We start from the raw sequence: 21,149 nt of genomic DNA, 5'->3' as shown, positions 1-21,149 counted from the left end.
GCCTGCGGCCGCGAAGCCGCGGTACCGGCGGCTCGGCCCGGGCCTGCTCGCGGGCGCATCCGCCGCCGCCCCGAGCAACGTCGCCGTCTACGCACAGGCGGGCAGCCAGTTCGGCTTCAACATTCGGTGGATGGTCGTCGGCATGCTGACGTGATCCGGTTCGAGCGAATCGTTGCGCCCACAACGTGATGGCACGTGATGGCAGCCGGGCCGCCGGCAATCCGCCGCTGCCCGGCCGCCGCTCCCGTTACATCATCTTGCCGCGCGAGCGTTCGGCACGCGCCGCATCGGCCGCCGATTCGACCTTCTTCACCTCCTCCGGCGGCGGCAGCACGGCCTTGAAGCCCATCGACTCGATCCACATCTCGCGTGCCCAGCCGCGCGTGTGGTACAGGTGGTGATCCTCGTCGGCCTCGACCTCGTCGTGCGCGCCCTTCAGCACCTTCGCGGCATCGCCCGACAACTGGTCGGCCGCATAGCCGATCAGCTCCCAGTTCAGGTGGTCCTTGGTCTCGGCGAGCACCACGCATTCGGCCGCGACGATCTGCGCGACGGCCGGATCGGCCTGCTTGCGCGCCTGCTCGATCACGTGGACGAGCGACTTCCCGGTGGCCGCCACCGCGCTGCGCCCGGGCGACTGCGCGTCGGGATCCATGCCGAGCGTATCGAACACCTTGCGCAGCACCTCCTGGTGATGGATCGTCTCGCGGTGGTACTTCTCCCATTCCTTGTGCAAATCCTCGTCGGTCGCGCACTGCAGCGCAGCCTCGTAGATCTTCGCGCCGCCAAGCTCGGTTTCATACGCCTGACAAAGCAGTTCGCGGATGCCTTCGTGCTTCTGTTGCCGGTGTGCCATGAATGTCTCCAGGATACGGGCCGCACATGCGGCCCGGGGTTGAACGGGCACGCGTCATTGCGCGCCCACCTTGCGCTCGAGCGCCTGCGCCAGGCTCAGGTGATGCCTGAGCGTCGGCAGCGCGGCGCTCGCGAACGCGCGCAGTTCGGCGTCCCCGCCCTCGCGCGCCTCGCGTTCGAACAGCGCGACGGCCTTGCGATGCGCATCGGGGCCGGCCGCCGCGACGTACGCGACGTCGAAATCGTGGCCGCTCTTGCCGCGCAGCGCCTCGACGTCCGGGTCCACGATCTGATCGGCCTGCGGCTTCATGCCCTTGCGCGCGGCAATCTCGTTCAGCCGCGCGTTCGCCTTGCCGTGATCGGCCACCATGCGCTGCGCGAACGCGCGCACGTCCGGCGACTGCGCCTGCTTCAGCGCAAGCTGGCTCGCCTGCACCTCGGCCTTGCCGGCGATCGCGGCCTTGTCGATGAATTCCGCGTCGCCGCCCTGCGGCGCCTTCGCGATCCGCGCATCGCCCGCGCCCGACGACGGGTCGATCATGCCGCCCGGCGCGCGCGAATTCGACGCGGGCGGCCCGCCCGGCATCTGCGCATGCGCGAGGCCCGGGACAGCGAGCGCGAGCGCGGCGAGCGCTGCGATCGTCCAGTTGAAGTGCTTCATCCGTCTTCTCCTTGCTTGGGGGCGGCCGGGATCGACAACCGCCAGCCGCCGCCGATCGAACCGCCGTTCGGGCGCGATATCCGGCCCGTCCCGCCCTCGCGTGCCCTCGCGCGACCGGACGCGGGCGGCGCGTTGCAGCCGATCAGTTCGTCCGGCTCCCCGACGCGGCGGCGTCCGGCCGGCGCACCGGATCGAAGTCGCGCCATTCGCCGTCCTGCCAGTCGCCTTCGACGCGCTCGATCGACATCGCGCCGGTCGCGCGCAGCACGTCCTCCGCCGTGTTCGCGGTATCGGGCGTCACGCGCGCGGCCAGGATCACGCCGGTGTCGCTGTGCGCGAGCGCGCCCTTGCCTTCGACGCGCTCGCCGCGCATCCGGCCGAGCGCGCCGCCCAGCGCGCCGAGATACGCGCCGGCCAGCGCGCCGGCGGCCGGCACGAACCACTCGCGCACGCCGAGTGCGTAAGCGGCCAGCCCCGCGACGACGCCGATCAGCAACCCGCGCATCGCGCCGATCATCGCGCCGCGGCCGCCCGGCTTCGCCGCCGAGTCGGCATATACGTCGCCGCCGATCGGAAAGCGCGCATGCTGGCCGCCCGGGTTCAGGAAGAAGATCGACACGTCGTCCGGGCCGAACGCGCGTTCGTACAGGTAGCGCGCCCCGCCTTCCGCTTCATCGAACGTCGTGAAGCGGCCTGCGACGATCATCGCCATGTTCGTGCTCCTCGTGACGGTGCGCCGCGTGGGCGGCGCGACACGGCGGCGCTTACATCAGCCGCCCGAGTTCCTTCGACACGGACGCCGGCGTGCCGTATTCGCGATCGGGAATGCGCGTGAGCAGGTCGATCACGCCGCGGTCCGCATGCGCGCGCTCCGCGCACTGGACGACGTCCGCCTTGCTCGCCGGATAGTCGAGCCCCTTCAGCGTCTTCCGGATGTCGACCGGGCCCGGCGCCTTGCCGTGCCCGGTCTGGTGGCCGCCCTTGTCGCGGTCCTGCACCGCGCGCTCGCCTTCGTGCGAACGCGAGCGGCTGAGTTCGTGGCCGGTGTGCAATCGGGATGTCATCGAAGCCTCCTTCGGAAAAATGCCGGGCTCGGCTCACGCGGAAGCGCGTCGCGAACGCGCGAGCGCGGCGACCACGAGCGCCGCGCCGAGCGCGACCGCACCCGCGACCTTCGGCCGCTGCACCACCGTGTTGTACGCGCAACCGCGCAGCACCGGCCCGTCCATGCCTTCGCGCTCGTGCAGCGCGTGACGCGACTCGTACAGCGCGTTGTCGTCGCGCGGCCGCGCGGGCCGCACCGTGCGCTGGCCGCGCGAGAACAGCGTGGCCGCGACGCGATCGAACAGGCGCGGCGCGTGGTACGCGCTCGCCGACGCGAATTTCGCGGCGCCGCCGACGAACAGCGTGCGGCGCGCGTGCGCGGCCGCGAACAGGATCGCGTCGGCGACGAGGGTGGGGTCGTAGATCGGCGGCGGCAGCTTCGCTTCGACGTTCATGTAGTTCTTCGCGTGCATCACGAACATCGTATCGATCGCGGCCGGCTTGATCAGCGTGACGGATACGGGCAGGTGGTCCGCTTCCATCTCGAGCCGCAGCGAATCGGTGAAGCCCTTCACCGCGTGCTTCGACGCGACGTAGGCGCTTTGCATCGGCACCGGCGCGTCGGACGCCTCGCTGCCCATGTTGATGATCGCGCCGCCGTGGAAATCGCTCTTGCGCCGGAAATGGTCGGCCGCGACGAGCGACCCGTGCACGACGCCCCAGTAGTTGGTATCGAACAGCCGCCGCTGATCCTCGAGCGGCACGGCGGCCGCCGTGCCGAAGATCGACACGCCCGCGTTGTTGATCCACGTATCGAAACCACCATATGTATCGACCGCGGCCGCGGCCGCGCGCTGCAGATCCTCGATGTTGCCGACGTCGCCGGCGACCGGCACCGCGAGGCCGCCGTGCTGGCGGATTTCGTCGCACAGCGTGTTCAGCGCCTCCTGGTTGCGTGCGAACAGCACGAGCTTCGCGCCGCGCCGTGCCGCCTTGCGCGCGGTGACGAGGCCGATGCCGCTCGTCGCGCCGGTAATCACGATCGTCTGCTCGCCGACCGGTTTGAGCATGCAGTTCATGACTGGACTCCTGTTACGGCGCCGACGTCACTTGGGCCGGATGGTCAGCTGATCGCGCACGCTCCGCACGCCGTCGAGCTGCTTCACGACGCCGACGGCCTGCGTACGCTGCTGCTCGTCGGGCACGCTGCCGGTGAGCGTCACGATGCCGCGCCGCGTCTTCACATGGATGTCGCCGGCCGTCAGGCCGCTCGTGCCGATGAGCTCGGCCTTCGCCTTGGTCGTGATCGTCGCGTCGCGGATCTTTGTGCCGGTCGTCGAATGCGACGACGACGACGCGGCGCTGTCGTCGCCGGCGGCGAGCACGTTCGGCGCGACCATTGCGCAGGCCGTGGCCGCGGCAATCGCGACGGCCATGCCGATGCGCTTTGCGGGATGACGACCCGATCGCGGTGACCGGGCTTGCAGCGGGAATATCCTCATCGTGACCTCCTTTCGTCGGGCCGGCATGGCCGGCGGGCACGTGTCACCCGCGCAAGGCGCGTGCCGCGGCGCCGGCGCCGCGTGCACGCGCGTGGCGCCTTGGGGAGGTGCTTTCATCCAATGCGTTGTAATTTTTTCGGCGCGCATCCGCCGGGCATGACGATTGCCGGGCGATGGGTAACGGGTGGATAACGGGCGGGTAACGGGCGCGCGTCGACGCGCCAGCCCGCATCGGGCGGCATCATGAGGGAATCGCATCGATCGGCGAACGCGCACCGGCGCGGGAAAGGAGATACCCGCGGAACCCTCGGCACGACGGCGCGCTACCGGATGCGCGGCGTCAGCCGGTGCGCTTCGTTACCTGCGCAATCTTGCGCGCCAGTTCCCGCACGTCGACGGGCTTGCACAGATAACCTTCGAACCCCGCTTCGAGCGCGCGGCGTTCGTCGGCGAGGCCCGCGTGCGCGGTCACGGCCAGCACGCGCAGGTCGGACAGCCCGCCGCCGTTCATCGCGCTGCGCCGCAACGCATCGAGCAGCCAGAAGCCGTCGCCGTCCGGCATCGCGAGATCGGACAGCACGACGGTCGGCCGCATGTCGGCGGCCACCGCGAGCGCTTCCCGGCCCGACGATGCGATCGCGACAGTCGCGCCGAACGTGGTCAGCGCGGCGGTCAGGCTCGCGCGCGTCGTTGCATCGTCGTCGACGATCAGGATGCGCTGCGCATCCAGCAAAGGCGGCTCGTGACGGCCATCCGCCTGCGCGATCCCCCAGGCCATCGCGCCCATCGGCTGCCAGCCGGCCGGCAGCGTCACCGTAAACGTCGCGCCGCGATTGCGGCCCGCGCTCTCGACGGCCACGCTGCCGCCGTGCAGTTCGACGATATGCCGCACGATCGACAGGCCGAGCCCGAGGCCGCGCCGCGACGACGCGGGCGAATCGTCCGCGCGGCGGAACATGTCGAACACGAACGGCGCGAACTCCGCGGCGATACCCTGCCCCGTGTCGGACACGGTCAGCACCACGCGCGTATCGACACGCGCCAGCGCGACCGTCACGGCGCCGCCGCTCGGCGTGAACTTGAGCGCGTTCGACACGAGATTCGACAGCATCTGCCGCAGCCGCTCGGCATCGCCCGACACGATGCAGGTGGCCGCCGTGCATTCGAACTCGAGCACGATACCGGCCGACGACGCGGCCGTCTGGAACGCGCCGACCGAGTCGGAGAACAGCCGCACGACATCCACCGGCATCGCGTCGAGCTGCAGCTTGCCGGTCGCGAGCGACGATGCGTCGAGGATGTCGCCGACCATCCGCGTGAGCGAGCGGGCGCTGCGGTCGATCGCGTCGATCGCCTGCTGCTGCAGCGCGTCGTCGCCCGAGTTGCGCAGCACCTCGACCCAGCCGTAGATCACGTTCAGCGGCGTGCGCAATTCGTGCGATACCGTCGCAAGCAGCTCGTCCTTCAGGCGGTTCGACGTATCGGCCTGGTCGCGCGCATGGCGCGCGCGCTGCAGCGAGCGCAGCGTGCGCAGGTCGCGCAGGCGCTGCGCGCCGGTTTCGCGCAATGTCAGCGACAGCGCGACGCACGCACGCGCGTCGCCGCTCACCGGGCCCGCCGCCGCCGTCGCACGAAAGCGCCGGCCATCGCGTCGCACGCACAGCAGGTCGATCGGCCCGACCGCTTCGCGCATATCGTCGAACAATTCGGCGAACGGCCTGCGTTTCAGCCAGCGCATCGCGACCAGCGATTCGAACGCGCGCCCGAGCGCATCGCCTTCGTCATAGCCGAACAGGCGCTGCGCGGCCGGGTTCCAGCTGACGATGCGGCCGTCGGCATCGACGCCGACGATCGCGTCCGGCGATGCGTCGACAACCGCGCGCTGCAGCCGCGACGCGTCGACGCGCGAACGATCCGCGCCGGCATCGCGCAACAGCAGCACCGCGCCGTCGATGTTGCCATCGACATCGGCGATCGGCGACGCGACCTCGACGATCGGCACCGGCTCGCGGCCGTCCGCATGCAGCCAGTGCTGGTCGGACACGACGCCCGCGCCGCCGAGCGCGCGATCGAGCGGCGTCGCCGGCACGCGGCGGCCGGCGCGGTCGAACACCCGCAGCACGTCGCGCGCGGCGCGCCCCGTCGCATCGGCCGGCGCGCAGCCGACGAGTGCGGCCGCGGCCGCGTTCATGTAGGTGAGCCGTCCGTTCGTATCGGTTGCGATCACACCATGCGGCAACGCCTGCAGCACGGTTTCGAGCCGCCGATGCGTGGCCGCTTCGCGCCGGCGCGCGTCGTCGTTCGCGAATCGCGCGTGCCGCAGCATCGACGCAATCGCGCATACGAGCGCACCGACCAGCACGAACGTCGCGAGCCGGACGAGCCGCTCGGCCAGCGGCTCCGTGTAGGCAGCCGGATCGGACAGGAACAGCGTCCACACGAGCATGCCGCTGACCACGGTCGCGGCCATCCCGAACAGGAACGAGGTGGCCCATGCGGCGCATGCGAGCAGCGGGTAGTAGAGGACGAGCGACAGGTTCACGCCGCCGAAGCGGATCGCAAGCGCCTGCAGCACGGTCGCGATCGCGACCAGCATCACGGCCGTTGCGTAATTCCCGGCGCGCATGCGCGAGAAGTCGATCATCGGGTACGCTCCTGCCGCGCGACGGCGATGCGCGACGCCACGCGGGAACGGGTGCACGAGCGTGGTCGCGGCTGCATCAGGAATCCGGCTTGTCCGCTTCGTCTTCCAGTTGCGCCAGCCGGTTGTAGATCGTCTTCAGGCTGACGTCGAGCACTTCGGCCGCCTGCGCCTTCACGCCACCGCATTGCGCGATCGTGCCGAGGATCAGCCGCCGGTCGACTTCCTCGAGCGGCGTGCCGAACGGCACGGTCACGCGATCCTCGTGCGAATCGACCATGTTCGACAGCTCTTCCATGATCGGCGGCGGCAGCGTGTCGATCACGTCCGCATCGCTGAAGATGCTCGCGCGCTGCACGAAGTTGCGCAGTTCGCGCACGTTGCCGGGCCATTCGTGGGTCTTCAGCGCTTCGCGCGCGGCCGGCGCGAAGCGCAGATGCCGGCCGCTCTCTTCGTTGAAATGCTGCAGGAACGCGTCGGCGAGCATCGGGATGTCGTCGCCGCGCTCGCGCAGCGGCGGCAACGGAATCGGAAACACGTTGATCCGGTGAAACAGGTCGGGCCGCAGCTTGCCGTCCGCCATCGCGGCTTCCGGATCGCGGTTCGTCGCGGCGACGATGCGCACGTCGACGTCGATCTCGCGCGTCGAGCCGAGCCGCGTAAGCCGCCCCGTCTCCAGCACGCGCAGCAGCTTGACCTGCGATTCGACCGGCATCTCGGTGATCTCGTCGAGAAACAGCGTGCCGCCGTCCGCGCGTTCGAAGAAGCCCTTGTGCTGGCGCTCGGCGCCCGTGAAGCTGCCGCGGTCGTGGCCGAACATCTCGCTCTCGACCAGGTTCGCGGCGATCGCGCCGCAGTTCACCGCGAGAAACGGGCCGCGGCGGCGCAGGCTCAGGTCGTGCACCGTCTGCGCGGCCAGTTCCTTGCCGGTGCCCGATTCGCCCGTCAGCAGCACCGACGCCTCGGTGCGCGCGACGCGGCCGATCGCATCGTAGACGGCCTGCATCGCGGGCGAGCTGCCGAGCATGCGGCCGAAACGCCCGAGGCGCTTCAGCTCCGAGCGCAGCTCGGCAATCTCTTCGTGCAGCGCGGTCGTGCGCGGCACGCGCGCGAAGATGCTGTTCAGCCGCTGCATGTTCAGCGGCTTCACGAGATAGTCGGTCGCGCCGCGCCGCAGTGCGTCGATCGCGGTTTCGAGGCTCGCGTGGCCGGTGGTCAACACCATTTCGCAGTGCGAGCGTTTCGGCAATGCGTCGAACAGATCCATGCCGTTGCCGTCCGGCAGCACGAGATCGCACAACACGAGATCGGGGGTATGCGTCGTGACGAGCGTGCGCGCTTCTTCGAGCGTCGCGGCCGTATCGCATGCGAGCTGCTGCGTGCGTGCGAGCGTCGCGAGCATCGTGCGCGTATCGGCATCGTCTTCGACGATCAGGACATAGGGCATCGAGGCTCCTTGTGAGGCGGCCCGGCGCGGGCACCGGCCGGAACCGCGACGGATGTGCGGCGCAGCACGCGCGGCCGGCACACGGCGACACCTTCCGCACTGCATACCAATGAGCGGACCGGCCGTCCTGCAATGAAAAACGCTGCTTCGAAGTATAGAAGACCCCGGTCGCGCATTCGTCGCTCATCGAATAAATCTATCTGCCACGGCGGCTCGCATTGCCAGATTCAATGTCGCGCCGTTGGTATAAAAGGTAAGCTCCGTACAGGAAAACGACGCATGCCACGTCGTTTTTTCATCAGACCTCGACAATATTCGGTCAAATCTTCCTGATTCGATATCGCGCCATGGCGAAAACCGGCGATGACAGCGCGCGGCTCTTTGGTCGCTCGCGCACGATCCAGGCCCTTTTACTGAAGGTGTCGCGCGTCGCGACCACGCACGCCAGCGTGCTGATCGTCGGGGAAAGCGGCGCCGGCAAGGACATCGTCGCGCGTCTCCTGCACGACCTGAGCCCGCGGCGGCGCGGGCCGTTCGTCCCCGTCAACTGCGGCGCGATCGCGCCCGACATCGCGGAATCGCATCTGTTCGGTCACGAAAAAGGCAGCTTCACCGGCGCGGTCGCGCAGCATGTGGGCATGTTCGAAGCCGCGTGCGGCGGCACGCTGTTCCTCGACGAGATCGCGGAAATGCCGGGCGAATTGCAGGTCAAGCTGCTGCGCACGCTCGAATCGAACACGATCGTGCGCGTCGGCGGCCACGAATCGATTCCGCTCGACGTGCGGATCGTCGCGGCCACGCATCACGATCCCGTCGAGGCCGTGCGCAGCGGCCGGCTGCGCGAAGACCTGTTCTACCGGATCGCGATGATCGCGCTGCACGTGCCCCCGCTCAGGCAGCGCGAGGACGACGTCGGCGATATCGCACTGCAGATCGTCGAGCGGCTGAATGCGCGGCACCGCACGAGAAAGCGCCTGTCGATGCAGGCGATGAAGGCGCTGCGCACGTATACGTGGCCCGGCAACGTGCGCGAACTGCGCAATGCGCTCGAGCGTGCGTTCATCCTCGCGGACGAGCAGATCGACCTGCAACTGCCGCGCCGCCAGCCGCCGCACGAGGAAGTGCGCCACAACGCGATGACGCTGCATATCGGCACGACCCTCGCGCACACGCAGCAGCGCTTCATCGCCGCGTCGCTGCGGCATTTCAACGGCGACAAGCCGCGCACCGCGAAAGCGCTCGGCATCAGCCTGAAGACGCTGTACAACCGTCTCGCGCTGCTGCCCGAGCACGAGCGCAGCGCGGTGAACGGCGCGGCGGCGCCGAACCCCGGTGACGCGGGCGCCGCCACCATCGCCACCGCCAGCGCGAGCGCAGCCCCGCCGCCGGGCGCACCGAATCAGTGAGCGCGGCAGCGCATGCTCACGCCATCGCGCGGCACATCGCCGCGCACGTTTCGCACGCGAGCGCGCAGTTGCGGCAATGATCGTGCGCATGCAGCAGGCATTCGGTCGCGCACAGGTCGCATGCCTGCGCACACAGTGCGCACACGCTCGGCACGAGCACACTGCGGCGCGCCATCGCGCCCGACGCGAAGCGGCACAGCTGAGCGCATTCGATATCGAGCGCGATGCAGGCCGCCAGCGCGTGCCCGTCGGGTTCGGCGAGGCACGCGGCCAAACACGCATCGCACGCGTGCGCACACGCGTCGCACTCGGCCATGCAGTTGTCGTATCGATCGTCCATCGCATCGCTCCTCGTTCCGGTTCACATACGTCAGGGTTCGAGCTGCACCTTCATCCGGCCCGGTTCGCGCGCGACCGCATCGGCCATATCGGCGATATCCGGGTCGGGCACCGCATCGATGCGAATGTCGCCGCTGCCGAGAAACACGACTGCTTTCATACGTGCCCCTCATTGTCGAAAGCGGGACGGAAAACCTGACCGTCGAGTCGATCGAGCAAGGCGCGAGCCCGGGCCACGGCGCTGGCGTCGAGTCAGACAGCGGCGCGTTTGCTTCGAGTCGGGTGTCGCCTTCAATGCATCGTCCCGAACGCGGCCTTCAGGCTCGCGACGATCATCTGCATCGCGATCGCCGCGAGAATCATCCCCATCAGGCGCTGCGTGACGGCCGTCACGCGCGGCGACAGGTAATGGCCGATCAGCGGCGCCGACAGCAACGCCACCGCCAGCAGCACGAGAAACGCGGCGAGCCCGAGCGCGAACGCGAGTTCCTGTCCGGTCGAGAACGCGCCGTGCCCGAGCACGATCATCGTCGCGATCGTGCCGGGACCGACCAGCAGCGGAATCGTCAGCGGATAGATCGCGACGCTGTCGGCCGCTGCCGGATCGCCGCCTTCGTCGTCGCCCGGCGAATGCTGGCGGCTCGGCGCGCCGTGCAGCATCGACAGCGCGATCAGCAGCACCAGCAGCCCGCCCGCGAGCCGGAAATCGTCGATCGTCAGGCCGAACACGTGGAGGATCGCGCCGCCCGCGACGGCCGACACGATGCAGCCGATCGTCACGCCGATCGTGGCCGTCAGCGCGACCTTGCGGCGCATGCCGTCCGCCGCGCCCTCCGTCAGCGACAGGAACACCGGGATGTTCGCGATCGGGTTCATGATCGCGAACAGCGCCGCGAACACCTTGATGGAGAAGGTCAGGTCGAAGGCCACAGGTTCGCTCCCGTATCGCTTGTCATATCGAAACCAGGTTCCGGTGCGTTTCCGGTGCGCGGCGCGCGCCATGCTGCTACGATCGACGCACCGCGCTTGGCGGCGCGCGCGGCCGCATGCCCGCGATCGCGCGACGCAGCGCCGCTGGATCGTCGTTCACGACCGACGGAGGGCCCCGACCGATGCAAGCAACCGACACCTTCATGGATCACGAGATTCGCGTCGAAGCGACGCGCAACGCAAACGGCGCATGGGTCGCGCAGGTGCGGATCTTCCGCGACGGCGCGACGGTGGACCTGCCGGCACCCGAACTCGTCACGCCCGAATGGCTCACGTGCGACGAAGCGCTGCGCGGCGGCATCGACCAGGGGCGCGTGATGATCAGGACTCGCGACCGGTAACGGCGATCGGTTCATCGGCGGACATCGCGCCAGCAGCCAGTACGTCGGCCACCCATCCTGCGCGAACGGCACGACGCGATCACGCATCGAAATCCAGATCGCCGATCAGGATCTCGCGGTCGCGCTGGGTCCGCGTGCCGAAGTCGACCGGCAACTCCATCTGCCATCGTTCGATCGTGACCGGCAGTGCCGCGAGATAACGGTCGAAGCGGCTGCGGTCGGGCTCGGCCAGCAGATCGTCGATCGCATCGTCGCGCCACGCGAGCCGCGCGTTCAGCGGGTTAGGCAAGCCGACCGTCGACGTGAGGCCGATCACGTCGACGCAGGTCGGACTGCCCTGCCCGTCGTGCGGCACGACATCGACCTTCACTTCGCCGGGCCGGTACAGGCCGAGCACACGCGCCGCGATGCGCGGCGCGAACTCGGTTTCGAAACGTGCACGGACGTCGGGATTCATTTTTCCTCCTGGTTCGAATCGTGTAGCCGGGCCGCTGTCACGCGGCTGCAATCTGCCGCTCCAATGCCGCTTCCGCCTTCAGGCTGTCGAGATCGCGGCCGATCGTCGCGACCGCGAGCCGCGTGTCGCCGCGCCAGTACGCGATCGAGCAGTCGTGCGCGCCGAGGTCGCCGTCGATCTCGACGCGATCCCATTGCTCGGCATGCCCGACATAGTTGACCGTCATGTCGTAATGCTGGCTCCAGAAGAACGGCACCGCGTCGAACGGCCGCTGCAGCCCGAGCATGTTGCGCGCCGCGACGCTGCCCTGCCGCTCGGCGACGACCCAGTGCTCGACGCGAATGCGCTCGCCCGTCAGCGGATCGGGCCAGCGTGCGATGTCGCCGGCCGCGTAGACGCCGGGCGCGCTCGTCTGCAGGAAGCGGTCGACCGTCACGCCGCGCTCGACCGCAAGCCCCGCGTCCTGCGCGAGCGCAACGTTCGGACGAACGCCAATGCCGACCACCACGACATCGGCCGGCAGCACGTCGCCGGTCGACAGCGTCACGCTGTCCGGTGCGATCCGCGCGGGCGTCGCGCCGAGATGGAACACGACGCCGTGCGATTCGTGCAGCGCCTTGATCGTGCCGCCGAGCGCTTCGCCAAGCACGCGCGCCATCGGTTGCGCATCGGGCTCGACGACATGCACGTCGAGCCCGCGCGTGCGCAACGCGGCGGCCGCTTCGAGCCCGATGAAGCTCGCGCCGACCACGACGCAGCGGCGCGCCGTTTTCAGCTTGCCGATCAGCGCGTCGCAATCGGCGCGCGAGCGCAGCACGCACACGTGCGGCAGATCGGCACCGGGCACGGTCAGCCGGTTCGGTTCGGCGCCCGTTGCAAGCAGCAGCGCGCCGTATCCGACGCGGCTGCCGTCGGCCAGCTCGACCGCATGCTGCGCGGGATCGATCCGCGCGACCCGCGTGCCGCACCGCACGTCGATTCGATGGTCGGTATAGAACGACGGCGCGCGCAGCGGCAGCCAGTCGGCGTCGGCCGTGCCCGCGAGATAGTCCTTCGACAAATTCGGCCGGTCGTACGGCGGATCGCGGTCGGCGCTCAGCAGCGTGACGGGATGCGGATAACCTTCCTGCCGCAGCGTCACGGCGGCCGCGATCGCAGCGGCGCCGCCGCCGACGATCACCACCGATGCGGGCAACCCGGCCGCATTCAGCGCCGGCGGCGCGGCGGCCGGCCGCGCATCGAGCACGACGGCGCGGCCGTCGCGGCGTTCGACGCGCCAGCACGGCAGCCCGTCGAGCGCCGGCGCGCGCAGCCGCGCGCCGGTGCGCAGGCAGAACGCCGCGTGGTGCCACGGGCAGCGGATCGTGTCGCCGACCAGCAGGCCGTCGGCCAGCGGCGCGCCGTAGTGCGTGCATTGCGCGCCCACGGCAAACAGTTCGTCGGCGCGGCGCACGAGCAGCACCGCAGCGTCGCCGACATGGCCCTCGATCATCGCGCCGTCGGCGATGTCGTCGAGCGCGATGCCCAGCGCGAGATCAGGGTGTGAAGACGAGGAATCGCTTCCGGACATGACATCGCTCCCGCAGAGTCAGGTAACGATCCCATTATCGGCGTCCTTCATGAAAAGAACAGGTACAGACGCCCCGCAGCGCACGCAAACACCGACTGTAGCTTGTACGCGATCCATGACCGGCGTAGAACGTCATCGACGTTGCGACGCAGCACGCGGCCGCCGCGTCATCGTACTTCCGCGCGTACTTCCGCGCGGACCGCGCAATTCGCGTGCCGCTCCGCCTTCATTCCGTCACCAGAGGTTCTGCCGATGGCCACCGTCCTGTGCGTGCTCTACCCCGATCCCGTCGACGGCTATCCGCCGCGCTACGTACGCGACGCGATTCCGGTCATCGCGCAATACGCGGACGGACAAACCGCGCCGACGCCGGCCGGCCCCGTCGGCTTCCGGCCCGGCGAACTCGTCGGCTCGGTATCCGGCGCGCTCGGGTTGCGCGCTTATATGGAAGCGCACGGTCACACGCTGATCGTGACGAGCGACAAGGACGGCCCCGACTCCGAATTCGAGCGCCGGCTGCCCGAAGCGGACGTGGTGATTTCGCAGCCGTTCTGGCCCGCGTACCTGACGGCCGAACGGATCGCCCGCGCGCCGAAGCTGAAGCTCGCACTGACGGCCGGCATCGGTTCGGATCACGTCGATCTCGACGCCGCGGCGCGCGCGCACGTCACCGTCGCCGAAGTCACGGGCTCGAACAGCATCAGCGTGGCCGAACACGTGGTGATGGCGACGCTCGCGCTGGTGCGCAACTATCTGCCGTCGCATGCGATCGCGCAGCAAGGCGGCTGGAACATCGCCGATTGCGTGTCGCGCAGCTATGACGTCGAAGGCATGCATTTCGGCACGGTCGGCGCGGGGCGCATCGGTCTCGCGGTGCTGCGCCGGCTGAAGCCGTTCGGCCTGCATCTGCACTACACGCAGCGGCACCGGCTCGACGCCGCGATCGAGCAGGAACTCGCGCTCACGTATCACGCCGATGCCGCGTCGCTCGCCGGCGCCGTCGATATCGTGAACCTGCAGATCCCGCTGTACCCGTCGACCGAGCACCTGTTCGACGCGGCGATGATCGCGCGGATGAAGCGCGGCGCGTACCTGATCAATACCGCGCGCGCGAAGCTGGTCGACCGCGACGCGGTCGTGCGCGCCGTTACGTCCGGCCATCTCGCGGGCTACGGCGGCGACGTGTGGTTTCCGCAGCCGGCGCCGCCCGACCATCCGTGGCGCGCGATGCCGTTCAACGGAATGACGCCGCACATCTCGGGCACGTCGCTGTCCGCGCAGGCGCGCTATGCGGCCGGCACGCTGGAGATCCTGCAATGCTGGTTCGACGGCAAGCCGATCCGCAACGAATACCTGATCGTCGACGGCGGCACGCTCGCGGGAACGGGCGCGCAATCGTACCGGCTGACCTGACGCAACACGACGCGCGGGTTGCGTGTCGTTGCACGCGCCCGCGGCCGCGGCCGCGGTCAGCCGATACAGGATGCGGCGAGCTTGCCGACGGCGACGACCGCCTGCTCGATCTCCGGCGACCACGGGCTACTGTAGTTCAGCCGGATGAAGTTCCGGTAGCTGTCCGTGATCGAGAACATGTAGCCCGGGCCGATCGTGATCCCCTGCTCCAGCGCGAGTTGATACAGCCGCATCGCGTCGACCTGCGCCGGCAGTTCGACCCACAGCACATACCCGCCGGCCGGGCTCGAAATGCGCGTGCCCTCCGGGAAGAACCGCGACACCATCGCGCGCATCAGGTTCGCCTGCTGCGCGTATGCCTTGCGAATCCGCCTCAGGTGATGCTCGTAGCCGTCGCGTTCGAGAAACTCCGCGATCGCCAGTTGCGGCAACGAAGGCGTCGCAAGCGTGTTCAGGAATTTCAGCTTCTCGACCTGTTCGCGATAGCGGCCCGGCAATGCCCAGCCGATCCGGTACGCGGCCGTCAGGCTTTTCGAGAACGACGAGCAATGCAGCACGATGTCGTTGCGGTCGTACGACTTCAGCGTGCTCGGATGCATGTTGCCGAAGTACAGTTCGTTGTACACGCCGTTCTCGATGATCGGCAGGTCCGCTTTGGTTGCGAACTCAACCAGCTCGCGCTTGCGCTCGTCGGGCATCTGAAAGCCGAGCGGGTTCTGGAAGTTCGGCATCACCATGCATGCGGCGATCGGCTGCGACTTCGCGATCGCGGCCAGCGCGGCGATGTCGATCCCGTATTCCGGATGCGTCGCGACCTCGATCGCCTTCATCCCCATCCGCTCGATCGCGTGCAGCATCGCGTAGAACGTCGGCGACTCCACCGCGATCGTGTCGCCCGGCTTCGCCACCGCCTGCAGGCACAGGTTGATCGCCTCCGTCGCGCCGACCGTCACGATGATCTCGTTCGGATCCACCGACATCCCGTTTTCCAGGTAGCGGCGCGCGATCTGCCGGATCAGCCGCGGATGGCCGGGCGGCAGCCCGTCCGTCACGCCCCACAGCGACTTGTCGCGGCCGGCCGCATACGCGTAGCGGTTCAGCTTCTCGAACGGAAACAGGCTCGGGTCCGGATACGGCGAGCCGAGCGGCACCGCGTCGTCGGTGCCGATCGAGCGCAGCGTCGACAGCACGAGCCGGCTCACGTCCACCGACGACGAGATCGCGATCGGCTTCGACGGCCGCAGCTCGCGCACCGGCGCATGGCTGTCGTCGCGGCGCAGGTTCACGAAATAGCCCGACTGCGGGCGGCTTTCCAGCAGCCCGCGGCTTTCGAGCAGCAGGTACGCATGCAGCACGGTCGTGATGCTGATCCGGTGCTGCTGGCTCGCCTGCCGCACCGACGGCACACGATCGCCGTGTCGATACACGCGTTGCCGGATGAGTCTCTCTATGTCGTTCGCAAATTTCTCGTAGAGCTTCATCCGCCTCGCCCCGCCAGCGGTGAACCGGCCCGGGACGCGTGCGCGTCCCGGCCGCGCCGATGCACGAAGCCGGATAGCCGTGCCCGGCCGCGGGCGTCCCGGTTCGAGCCTCGTCCGTTACCGAAATTGAAGGCGGATAGCAATGCGGATCCCATCAAGACAAGGATCGGCATCCTACTGCGTCATTTCGACGAATGTAAGTGACAGTTTGGCGATCAAACGCCAAATCCGGTTGGCGTGGTGAACAGATTCAAACGCGCCGGTGCGGCGCCGCGCTGCGCCGGCACAAGTCGTTTTGTATTTCCGATCGCCGGCAGCCGGCGACGACTCGATGCGCGTACGGCGTGGCGATGCGTGGACTCACGCGTCGTCGACGTTGTCCGCGTAGTGGTCGATCGCGACCTTGCACTCGTCGAACACCACCGTCAGCTGCGCGACGTCGTTCGACTCGACCCACTTGCGGATCTGCAGGAAGTAGCCGGTGCCGAGATCGGCGATGCGGGCCGGATCGTCGGTCGTCACGTCGACGGTCGCGATCGCGCGGTTGCCGGGCAGCGGCGACAGCGTCGCCGCGATGTCGAAGCGCCGGTACGATTGATCGATGCGCATGCGGTTCTCCCGAAACGGTTGGAAGGCGGCGCTCAGCCGAGCGCCTGGCGGAAGACCTTGCCGCCGAATCCCGTCACGACGTTGTCGACCGAGAACGGCGTGGCTTCCTTCGCCTCGAGAACGATCGCGATGCTGCCGGGCACGAGCCGCGCGGCCACCGTCTCGACGAACGTGCCGTCGAGCAGCGCGTTGCCGGCCGCGTCCGCGAGGATGCCGGCACCCGCGCCGGCCGCCATGCCGGTGACCACGCCGAGCGGCCCGGCGAGGATCCCGAGCAGGCCGCCCGCGATCGCGCCGATCACGCCGCCCTTGAACGGCCGCGATTCGGCGGCGAGCACCGCGAGCTTGCCGGCCGCGTCCTTTTCGACGACGACGCCGTTCTCGATGCGGAATCCTTCATTCTTTTCCGACAGCGCCTCGAAATCGTTCGCCGCCTGGCGGGCCGTGTCGACGCTGCCGAACACGGCGACGATCAGTTGCTTGGTCATGCGACACCTCTCTCGTGTAGATGGGCATATGCTGCCGGCGCACATCGCGCTACGCGACGGCAACCCGGTGTTCATTCAGATGCCTGTGGCTTCGACACGCGCGCGGGCCGCCTCGACATACGCGTGCGCGGCCGCCTGCTGCATCGCGACGACGGACGGCGCACGTGTGCGCGCCGGATCGGCGTCACGCGCGTCGCGCGCCTGCCGGTACGCGTCCGACGACGCGTGCTGCAAATCGATCGCCTGCTTCGTTGCGACGGAATGCGTGCTCATCCGGCCCCTCCTGTAGAAACATGGTGCATATCGTTCGCGCGTCACCGGCCCACATGCGCGTCCTCCTCGACATCGTCGACGTCGGCCGGAAAACGATGCTGGCCGAAGCTCAGGATCAGCACGCCCACCGCGAGCAGCACGATCCCGAACGTCGTCATCAGCATCCGCTCGGGGCCGTCGGTCGCGCCGCGCAGGATCAGGTCGCGCGCGAGCGACGTCATCGCAATGAACAGCGGAAACCGCACGGGCAGCCGGCCGAGCCGCAGGTAGCGCACGTTCATCGCGAGCACTTCCAGATAGAGGAACATCAGCAGCAGGTCGGTCAGCGACACCTCGCCCGCGAGCACGACCTTCCACGCTTCCTGCGTCATCGCGAACGCGGTCGCGAGACCGATCACGATCAGCCCGGCCAGTTCGGCCGCGTGAAGGAAATGGCCGAAGCGGCGACGGATGCGCTCGGACGGCGAACAGGAAACGGTGGACGTATTCAAGGTGACGGTCGGTATGAAGATCCGTGAGCGGTACCGGGCAGCGGGACCTAATCTACTGCACGCTGCACGCACGCTCAAGAGCACAGCGCCGCGCATGCCAGGAGTACAGCTGCGCGGCCGCCGCGCAAATTCCGGCCCCGTTTGACGCATTCGAATGACAGATTGACGATACGTGTTCCAAAGACCCGCCGAAGCTGCTAGATTGCATGCTCGACGACGTTGCGCGGTGCGGGCAAGTCACGCGCCGGGCGGCCGGCCGCCGCCGCTGCGGCCCGTTGCGCGATGCCTGCGCAACGTCCTTCATCCGCATGTCACAAAGAGAACAGTCGCATGACACAGTCCAACCGTTCGCCTTCGCGCGCCGCGGCAGCCGCGGCCCGTCCGCCCCGACATGACTGACCGGCAGGCCGCGATGCAGACACCTCCCCCGCTCTCCCAGGCCGTTCACAGCCCGATCACGCGCAGCGCGATCTTCCTCGTGGCAACGATCAATCCCGGTGCCGATCACGCCGACACGATCCGTTCATGGTGCGGCGACATCGCCGCGCTCGTGCGCTCGGTCGGCAAGCGCGTGCCCGGCGGCAACCTGACCTGCGTGTGCGGCTTCGGCGCCGACGCATGGGATACGCTGTTCGGCGAGCCGCGCCCCGCGTCGCTGCATCCGTTCCGCGAATTCGGCGCCGGGCAGCGCGTCGCGGTCGCGACGCCCGGCGACATCCTGCTGCACATCCGTGCCGACGCGATGGACCTGTGCTTCGAACTCGCGACGCAGCTGCTCGGCGCGCTCGGCAGCGCCGTCACGGTCGTCGACGAGGTGCACGGCTTCCGCAATTTCGACCAGCGCGCGATGATCGGCTTCGTCGACGGCACCGAGAACCCCGAAGGCCGCGAGGCGGTCGACTTCACGGTGATCGGCGATGAAGATGCCGACTTCGCGGGCGGCAGCTACGTGATCGTGCAGAAGTACCTGCACGACATGGGCGGCTGGAACGCGCTCGCGGTCGAGACGCAGGAGCGCATCATCGGCCGCACCAAGCTGTCCGACATCGAGCTCGCGCCGGACGTGAAGCCGTCTTCGTCGCACAGCTCGCTGACCACGCTCGACGAGAACGGCCAGGAAGTGAAGATCCTGCGCGACAACATGCCGTTCGGGCGTCCGGGCGCCGGCGAATTCGGCACCTATTTCATCGGCTATGCGCGCTCGCCGGCGCCGATCGAGCAGATGCTCGAGAACATGTTCGTCGGCCGCCCGCCCGGCAACTACGACCGCCTGCTCGACTACAGCCGCGCGGTCACCGGCTCGCTGTTCTTCGTGCCGTCGGCCGACCTGCTCGAAGCGCTCGCCGATCGCGCGGCGCCGGCCGCCGACGCCGCGCAACCGGAATCCTCGTCGTCCGCGCCGCAGCGCGACGGCTCGCTGAAAATCGGCTCGCTGAAAGGAACCCAAGCCTATGAATAATCTGCACCGCGAACTCGCCCCGATCTCGTCGTCCGCGTGGGAACAAATCGAGGAGGAAGTGGCGCGCACCTTCAAGCGATCGGTGGCCGGCCGCCGCGTCGTCGACGTCGACGGCCCCGCGGGCCCCGAGCTGTCGGCCGTCGGCACCGGGCACCTGGTGGAGGTCGCCGCGCCGCGCGAGCAGGTGAACGCGCGGCTGCGCGAAGTCCGCACGATCGTCGAGCTGACGGTGCCGTTCGAACTGAGCCGCGATGCGATCGACAGCGTCGAGCGCGGCGCGCGCGACGCCGACTGGCAACCGGCGAAGGACGCCGCGCAGCGGCTCGCGTTCGCCGAGGACAACGCGATTTTCGACGGCTACCCGGCCGCCGGCATCGTCGGCATCCGCGAAGGCACGTCGAACCGCAAGCTCACGCTGCCGGCGGACGTCAGCGCATACCCGGACGCGATCAGCGACGCGCTCGAAGCGCTGCGGCTCGCGGGCGTCGACGGCCCGTACTCGGTGGTGCTCGGCTCGGACGCGTATACCGCGCTCAGCGAGGCGCGCGACCAGGGGTATCCGGTCCTCGGCCACATCAAGCGGATCGTCAGCGGCGAAATCATCTGGGCGCCGGCGCTCAGCGGCGGCTGCGTGCTGTCGATGCGCGGCGGCGATTACGAGTTGCACCTCGGGGAAGACGTATCGATCGGCTACACGAGCCATAGCGACAAGGCCGTCCGCCTGTACCTGCGCGAAACCTTCACGTTCCTGATGCTGACGAGCGAAGCATCGGTGGCCGTGGCGCCGCAGGGCAGCACCGCGGCCTGATTCAGGTTGCCTGCGCGCGATGCCCGCCCGGGCGTCGCGCGCGACCGGCCGCATGTTCGTCGCCGATCTAACCCATCTTGCATGGAGAATGTCATGAGCGATACGAATGATGCATTGCAGGCACTGCAAGCGTCGGTCGACAGCCTGAAGAAGACGGTCGACGCGAACGCGGGCAGCCAGGCCGGCGATACCGCCGTGTTGTTTACCGTCGTGTCGCTGATGCTGGCCGAGTTGCCGCCCGACACGCGCAACCTGATCGAGGATTCGTTCTCCGTCTGGGCCAATGGTCTGCCGAATGCGGCACTGTCGACGGACGTGAAGCAGATCGCCCGCCAGCGGCTCGCGATGAAACTGTCCGACTGATCGCGGTTCGCCACGGTTGGCGCCATGTCCGGCCCGTACCGTGCAACTGGACCTCTCGTTCGGCCGCCACGCGCGCATCGGCTGCGATGCGCGCGCGGCCGGCCATAACCGGTTCGCGCACGCTCGCGCTGCGGCACTTGCGCCGCGCCGGGCCACCCGCATCACCGTCCGTTTGCCGCCGACCGGCGCCCTGCGCGCCGATGTCGCACCGCGATCCGTTCGCGTTTCCCTCCCCCGTGCCTCCAGTCACCGCACGCTGCACATGCCGCGCGCGCCCGCGTCGCCGCGTGCGCGCCCGTCTGTACTCCTTGTCCCCCGTGCGTGCGCGCATGTGAGGGTGCAATTCGCAGTCGGTCCGGCGCGAAACTGTGTCTTGGATGCCTCCCGCCGAGGCGCTATTTTGAACGCAGTCGAAGCGATGCCGTGGGCTCCTCGCAGCATGCGCGCTCCCCGCCGCGACCGTGCGCCTCGCCGGCGCGCGCGGCGCGACAGCGTGGGCGCGGCCCGCGCG

General features: G+C 68.8%; 24 protein-coding genes and 1 pseudogene. 7 read left to right on the top strand and 18 right to left on the bottom strand.

The features are described from left to right. A pseudogene (locus ACPUER_RS32410) lies at positions 1–139 on the top strand (divalent metal cation transporter); the annotation flags it as partial. A 108-nt stretch (positions 140–247) separates the two neighbouring features. Here the strand turns inward: ACPUER_RS32410 and ACPUER_RS32405 are convergent. From ACPUER_RS32405 to ACPUER_RS32370, 8 genes are all read right to left on the bottom strand, one after another. Beyond that, positions 248–856, bottom strand: a complete 609-nt coding sequence (locus ACPUER_RS32405; RefSeq protein ID WP_425133085.1) for a DUF892 family protein — start codon at positions 854–856, stop codon at positions 248–250. Positions 857–910: 54 nt separating this feature from the next. Beyond that, positions 911–1,516 carry a DUF4142 domain-containing protein gene (locus ACPUER_RS32400; RefSeq protein WP_175961767.1) on the bottom strand — a complete coding sequence of 202 codons (606 nt, stop codon included), beginning with the start codon at positions 1,514–1,516 and terminating at the stop codon, positions 911–913. A 142-nt stretch (positions 1,517–1,658) separates the two neighbouring features. Beyond that, positions 1,659–2,228, bottom strand: a complete 570-nt coding sequence (locus ACPUER_RS32395) for a hypothetical protein (protein ID WP_072437838.1) — start codon at positions 2,226–2,228, stop codon at positions 1,659–1,661. Between the two features lie 52 nt (positions 2,229–2,280). Next, complete coding sequence (locus ACPUER_RS32390) at positions 2,281–2,580, bottom strand: DUF2795 domain-containing protein (RefSeq protein WP_072437837.1); 300 nt, start codon at positions 2,578–2,580, stop codon at positions 2,281–2,283. Positions 2,581–2,613: 33 nt separating this feature from the next. Continuing rightward, on the bottom strand, positions 2,614–3,639 hold the full coding sequence (locus tag ACPUER_RS32385; RefSeq protein ID WP_425133084.1) for an SDR family oxidoreductase: 1,026 nt from the start codon (positions 3,637–3,639) through the stop codon (positions 2,614–2,616). Positions 3,640–3,666: 27 nt separating this feature from the next. Then, on the bottom strand, positions 3,667–4,062 hold the full coding sequence (locus ACPUER_RS32380) for a BON domain-containing protein (protein WP_425133083.1): 396 nt from the start codon (positions 4,060–4,062) through the stop codon (positions 3,667–3,669). A 340-nt stretch (positions 4,063–4,402) separates the two neighbouring features. Then, positions 4,403–6,706, bottom strand: coding sequence for a hybrid sensor histidine kinase/response regulator (locus ACPUER_RS32375; protein ID WP_175961769.1), 2,304 nt, complete (start codon positions 6,704–6,706; stop codon positions 4,403–4,405). Positions 6,707–6,782: 76 nt separating this feature from the next. Beyond that, on the bottom strand, positions 6,783–8,150 hold the full coding sequence (locus tag ACPUER_RS32370; RefSeq protein ID WP_175961770.1) for a sigma-54-dependent transcriptional regulator: 1,368 nt from the start codon (positions 8,148–8,150) through the stop codon (positions 6,783–6,785). Between the two features lie 347 nt (positions 8,151–8,497). On the opposite strand from ACPUER_RS32370, the gene ACPUER_RS32365 reads away from it, so the two are divergent. Further along, positions 8,498–9,556, top strand: a complete 1,059-nt coding sequence (locus ACPUER_RS32365; protein ID WP_425133082.1) for a sigma-54 interaction domain-containing protein — start codon at positions 8,498–8,500, stop codon at positions 9,554–9,556. 16 nt (positions 9,557–9,572) lie between these two features. Here the strand turns inward: ACPUER_RS32365 and ACPUER_RS32360 are convergent, their stop codons facing one another. The 3 genes from ACPUER_RS32360 to ACPUER_RS32350 all read right to left on the bottom strand — a co-directional run bounded on the left by ACPUER_RS32360 (position 9,573) and on the right by ACPUER_RS32350 (position 10,825). After that, positions 9,573–9,896 (bottom strand): four-helix bundle copper-binding protein, encoded by a 324-nt coding sequence (locus ACPUER_RS32360; protein ID WP_425133081.1) that lies wholly within the window; start codon positions 9,894–9,896, stop codon positions 9,573–9,575. 30 nt (positions 9,897–9,926) lie between these two features. Next, positions 9,927–10,055 (bottom strand): hypothetical protein, encoded by a 129-nt coding sequence (locus ACPUER_RS32355; RefSeq protein WP_425133080.1) that lies wholly within the window; start codon positions 10,053–10,055, stop codon positions 9,927–9,929. A gap of 131 nt (positions 10,056–10,186) precedes the next feature. After that, positions 10,187–10,825 carry a MarC family protein gene (locus ACPUER_RS32350; protein WP_175961774.1) on the bottom strand — a complete coding sequence of 213 codons (639 nt, stop codon included), beginning with the start codon at positions 10,823–10,825 and terminating at the stop codon, positions 10,187–10,189. 182 nt (positions 10,826–11,007) lie between these two features. On the opposite strand from ACPUER_RS32350, the gene ACPUER_RS32345 reads away from it, so the two are divergent. After that, complete coding sequence (locus ACPUER_RS32345) at positions 11,008–11,226, top strand: DUF6566 family protein (protein ID WP_204420781.1); 219 nt, start codon at positions 11,008–11,010, stop codon at positions 11,224–11,226. A gap of 79 nt (positions 11,227–11,305) precedes the next feature. Here the strand turns inward: ACPUER_RS32345 and ACPUER_RS32340 are convergent, their stop codons facing one another. After that, positions 11,306–11,683, bottom strand: coding sequence for a DUF5594 family protein (locus ACPUER_RS32340; protein WP_310133805.1), 378 nt, complete (start codon positions 11,681–11,683; stop codon positions 11,306–11,308). A 37-nt stretch (positions 11,684–11,720) separates the two neighbouring features. Then, a complete protein-coding gene (locus tag ACPUER_RS32335; protein ID WP_425133079.1) occupies positions 11,721–13,253 on the bottom strand; it encodes an FAD-dependent oxidoreductase in 1,533 nt (510 codons plus the stop codon). Between the two features lie 252 nt (positions 13,254–13,505). Between ACPUER_RS32335 and ACPUER_RS32330 the strand changes: the two genes are divergently transcribed. Then, positions 13,506–14,666, top strand: coding sequence for an NAD-dependent formate dehydrogenase (locus ACPUER_RS32330; protein WP_425133078.1), 1,161 nt, complete (start codon positions 13,506–13,508; stop codon positions 14,664–14,666). A gap of 56 nt (positions 14,667–14,722) precedes the next feature. Here ACPUER_RS32330 and ACPUER_RS32325 read toward each other — a convergent pair whose 3' ends face one another. From ACPUER_RS32325 to ACPUER_RS32305, 5 genes are all read right to left on the bottom strand, one after another. Continuing rightward, positions 14,723–16,147 (bottom strand): PLP-dependent aminotransferase family protein, encoded by a 1,425-nt coding sequence (locus tag ACPUER_RS32325; protein ID WP_425133077.1) that lies wholly within the window; start codon positions 16,145–16,147, stop codon positions 14,723–14,725. A 360-nt stretch (positions 16,148–16,507) separates the two neighbouring features. Then, a complete protein-coding gene (locus ACPUER_RS32320; RefSeq protein ID WP_072437826.1) occupies positions 16,508–16,756 on the bottom strand; it encodes a hypothetical protein in 249 nt (82 codons plus the stop codon). Between the two features lie 32 nt (positions 16,757–16,788). Beyond that, on the bottom strand, positions 16,789–17,244 hold the full coding sequence (locus tag ACPUER_RS32315; RefSeq protein ID WP_175961780.1) for a DUF1269 domain-containing protein: 456 nt from the start codon (positions 17,242–17,244) through the stop codon (positions 16,789–16,791). A gap of 75 nt (positions 17,245–17,319) precedes the next feature. Beyond that, positions 17,320–17,517, bottom strand: a complete 198-nt coding sequence (locus ACPUER_RS32310; protein ID WP_347067727.1) for a hypothetical protein — start codon at positions 17,515–17,517, stop codon at positions 17,320–17,322. A 41-nt stretch (positions 17,518–17,558) separates the two neighbouring features. Further along, positions 17,559–18,008: a phosphate-starvation-inducible protein PsiE gene (locus tag ACPUER_RS32305; protein ID WP_072437823.1), complete on the bottom strand. Its 450-nt coding sequence runs from the start codon at positions 18,006–18,008 to the stop codon at positions 17,559–17,561. 391 nt (positions 18,009–18,399) lie between these two features. Between ACPUER_RS32305 and ACPUER_RS32300 the strand changes: the two genes are divergently transcribed. The 3 genes from ACPUER_RS32300 (at position 18,400) to ACPUER_RS32290 (ending at position 20,638) form a co-directional block, all read left to right on the top strand. After that, on the top strand, positions 18,400–19,467 hold the full coding sequence (locus ACPUER_RS32300; protein ID WP_425133076.1) for a Dyp-type peroxidase: 1,068 nt from the start codon (positions 18,400–18,402) through the stop codon (positions 19,465–19,467). Continuing rightward, on the top strand, positions 19,460–20,275 hold the full coding sequence (locus ACPUER_RS32295; protein ID WP_425133075.1) for a family 1 encapsulin nanocompartment shell protein: 816 nt from the start codon (positions 19,460–19,462) through the stop codon (positions 20,273–20,275). Before ACPUER_RS32300 ends, ACPUER_RS32295 begins: the two co-directional genes overlap by 8 nt. A gap of 93 nt (positions 20,276–20,368) precedes the next feature. Next, on the top strand, positions 20,369–20,638 hold the full coding sequence (locus ACPUER_RS32290; RefSeq protein ID WP_425133074.1) for a hypothetical protein: 270 nt from the start codon (positions 20,369–20,371) through the stop codon (positions 20,636–20,638). Positions 20,639–21,149: the final 511 nt, after the last annotated feature.

It is taken from the genome of Burkholderia sp. DN3021, assembly GCF_049805555.1.
GTDB lineage: Bacteria > Pseudomonadota > Gammaproteobacteria > Burkholderiales > Burkholderiaceae > Burkholderia > Burkholderia pyrrocinia_C.
The sequence above is the reverse complement of the archived record's forward strand: the minus strand, read 5'-3'. Positions and strand labels throughout refer to the sequence as shown.

Excerpts from the sequence above, each read along its gene's own strand:
- ACPUER_RS32405 (WP_425133085.1), bottom strand. The coding sequence starts at position 856 with ATGGCACACCGGCAACAGAAGCACGAAGGCATCCGCGAACTGCTTTGT.
- ACPUER_RS32400 (WP_175961767.1), bottom strand. The coding sequence starts at position 1,516 with ATGAAGCACTTCAACTGGACGATCGCAGCGCTCGCCGCGCTCGCGCTC.
- ACPUER_RS32395 (WP_072437838.1), bottom strand. The coding sequence starts at position 2,228 with ATGGCGATGATCGTCGCAGGCCGCTTCACGACGTTCGATGAAGCGGAA.
- ACPUER_RS32390 (WP_072437837.1), bottom strand. The coding sequence starts at position 2,580 with ATGACATCCCGATTGCACACCGGCCACGAACTCAGCCGCTCGCGTTCG.
- ACPUER_RS32385 (WP_425133084.1), bottom strand. The coding sequence starts at position 3,639 with ATGAACTGCATGCTCAAACCGGTCGGCGAGCAGACGATCGTGATTACC.
- ACPUER_RS32380 (WP_425133083.1), bottom strand. The coding sequence starts at position 4,062 with ATGAGGATATTCCCGCTGCAAGCCCGGTCACCGCGATCGGGTCGTCAT.
- ACPUER_RS32375 (WP_175961769.1), bottom strand. The coding sequence starts at position 6,706 with ATGATCGACTTCTCGCGCATGCGCGCCGGGAATTACGCAACGGCCGTG.
- ACPUER_RS32370 (WP_175961770.1), bottom strand. The coding sequence starts at position 8,150 with ATGCCCTATGTCCTGATCGTCGAAGACGATGCCGATACGCGCACGATG.
- ACPUER_RS32365 (WP_425133082.1), top strand. The coding sequence starts at position 8,498 with ATGGCGAAAACCGGCGATGACAGCGCGCGGCTCTTTGGTCGCTCGCGC.
- ACPUER_RS32360 (WP_425133081.1), bottom strand. The coding sequence starts at position 9,896 with ATGGACGATCGATACGACAACTGCATGGCCGAGTGCGACGCGTGTGCG.
- ACPUER_RS32355 (WP_425133080.1), bottom strand. The coding sequence starts at position 10,055 with ATGAAAGCAGTCGTGTTTCTCGGCAGCGGCGACATTCGCATCGATGCG.
- ACPUER_RS32345 (WP_204420781.1), top strand. The coding sequence starts at position 11,008 with ATGCAAGCAACCGACACCTTCATGGATCACGAGATTCGCGTCGAAGCG.
- ACPUER_RS32340 (WP_310133805.1), bottom strand. The coding sequence starts at position 11,683 with ATGAATCCCGACGTCCGTGCACGTTTCGAAACCGAGTTCGCGCCGCGC.
- ACPUER_RS32335 (WP_425133079.1), bottom strand. The coding sequence starts at position 13,253 with ATGTCCGGAAGCGATTCCTCGTCTTCACACCCTGATCTCGCGCTGGGC.
- ACPUER_RS32330 (WP_425133078.1), top strand. The coding sequence starts at position 13,506 with ATGGCCACCGTCCTGTGCGTGCTCTACCCCGATCCCGTCGACGGCTAT.
- ACPUER_RS32325 (WP_425133077.1), bottom strand. The coding sequence starts at position 16,147 with ATGAAGCTCTACGAGAAATTTGCGAACGACATAGAGAGACTCATCCGG.
- ACPUER_RS32320 (WP_072437826.1), bottom strand. The coding sequence starts at position 16,756 with ATGCGCATCGATCAATCGTACCGGCGCTTCGACATCGCGGCGACGCTG.
- ACPUER_RS32315 (WP_175961780.1), bottom strand. The coding sequence starts at position 17,244 with ATGACCAAGCAACTGATCGTCGCCGTGTTCGGCAGCGTCGACACGGCC.
- ACPUER_RS32310 (WP_347067727.1), bottom strand. The coding sequence starts at position 17,517 with ATGAGCACGCATTCCGTCGCAACGAAGCAGGCGATCGATTTGCAGCAC.
- ACPUER_RS32300 (WP_425133076.1), top strand. The coding sequence starts at position 18,400 with ATGACTGACCGGCAGGCCGCGATGCAGACACCTCCCCCGCTCTCCCAG.
- ACPUER_RS32295 (WP_425133075.1), top strand. The coding sequence starts at position 19,460 with ATGAATAATCTGCACCGCGAACTCGCCCCGATCTCGTCGTCCGCGTGG.
- ACPUER_RS32290 (WP_425133074.1), top strand. The coding sequence starts at position 20,369 with ATGAGCGATACGAATGATGCATTGCAGGCACTGCAAGCGTCGGTCGAC.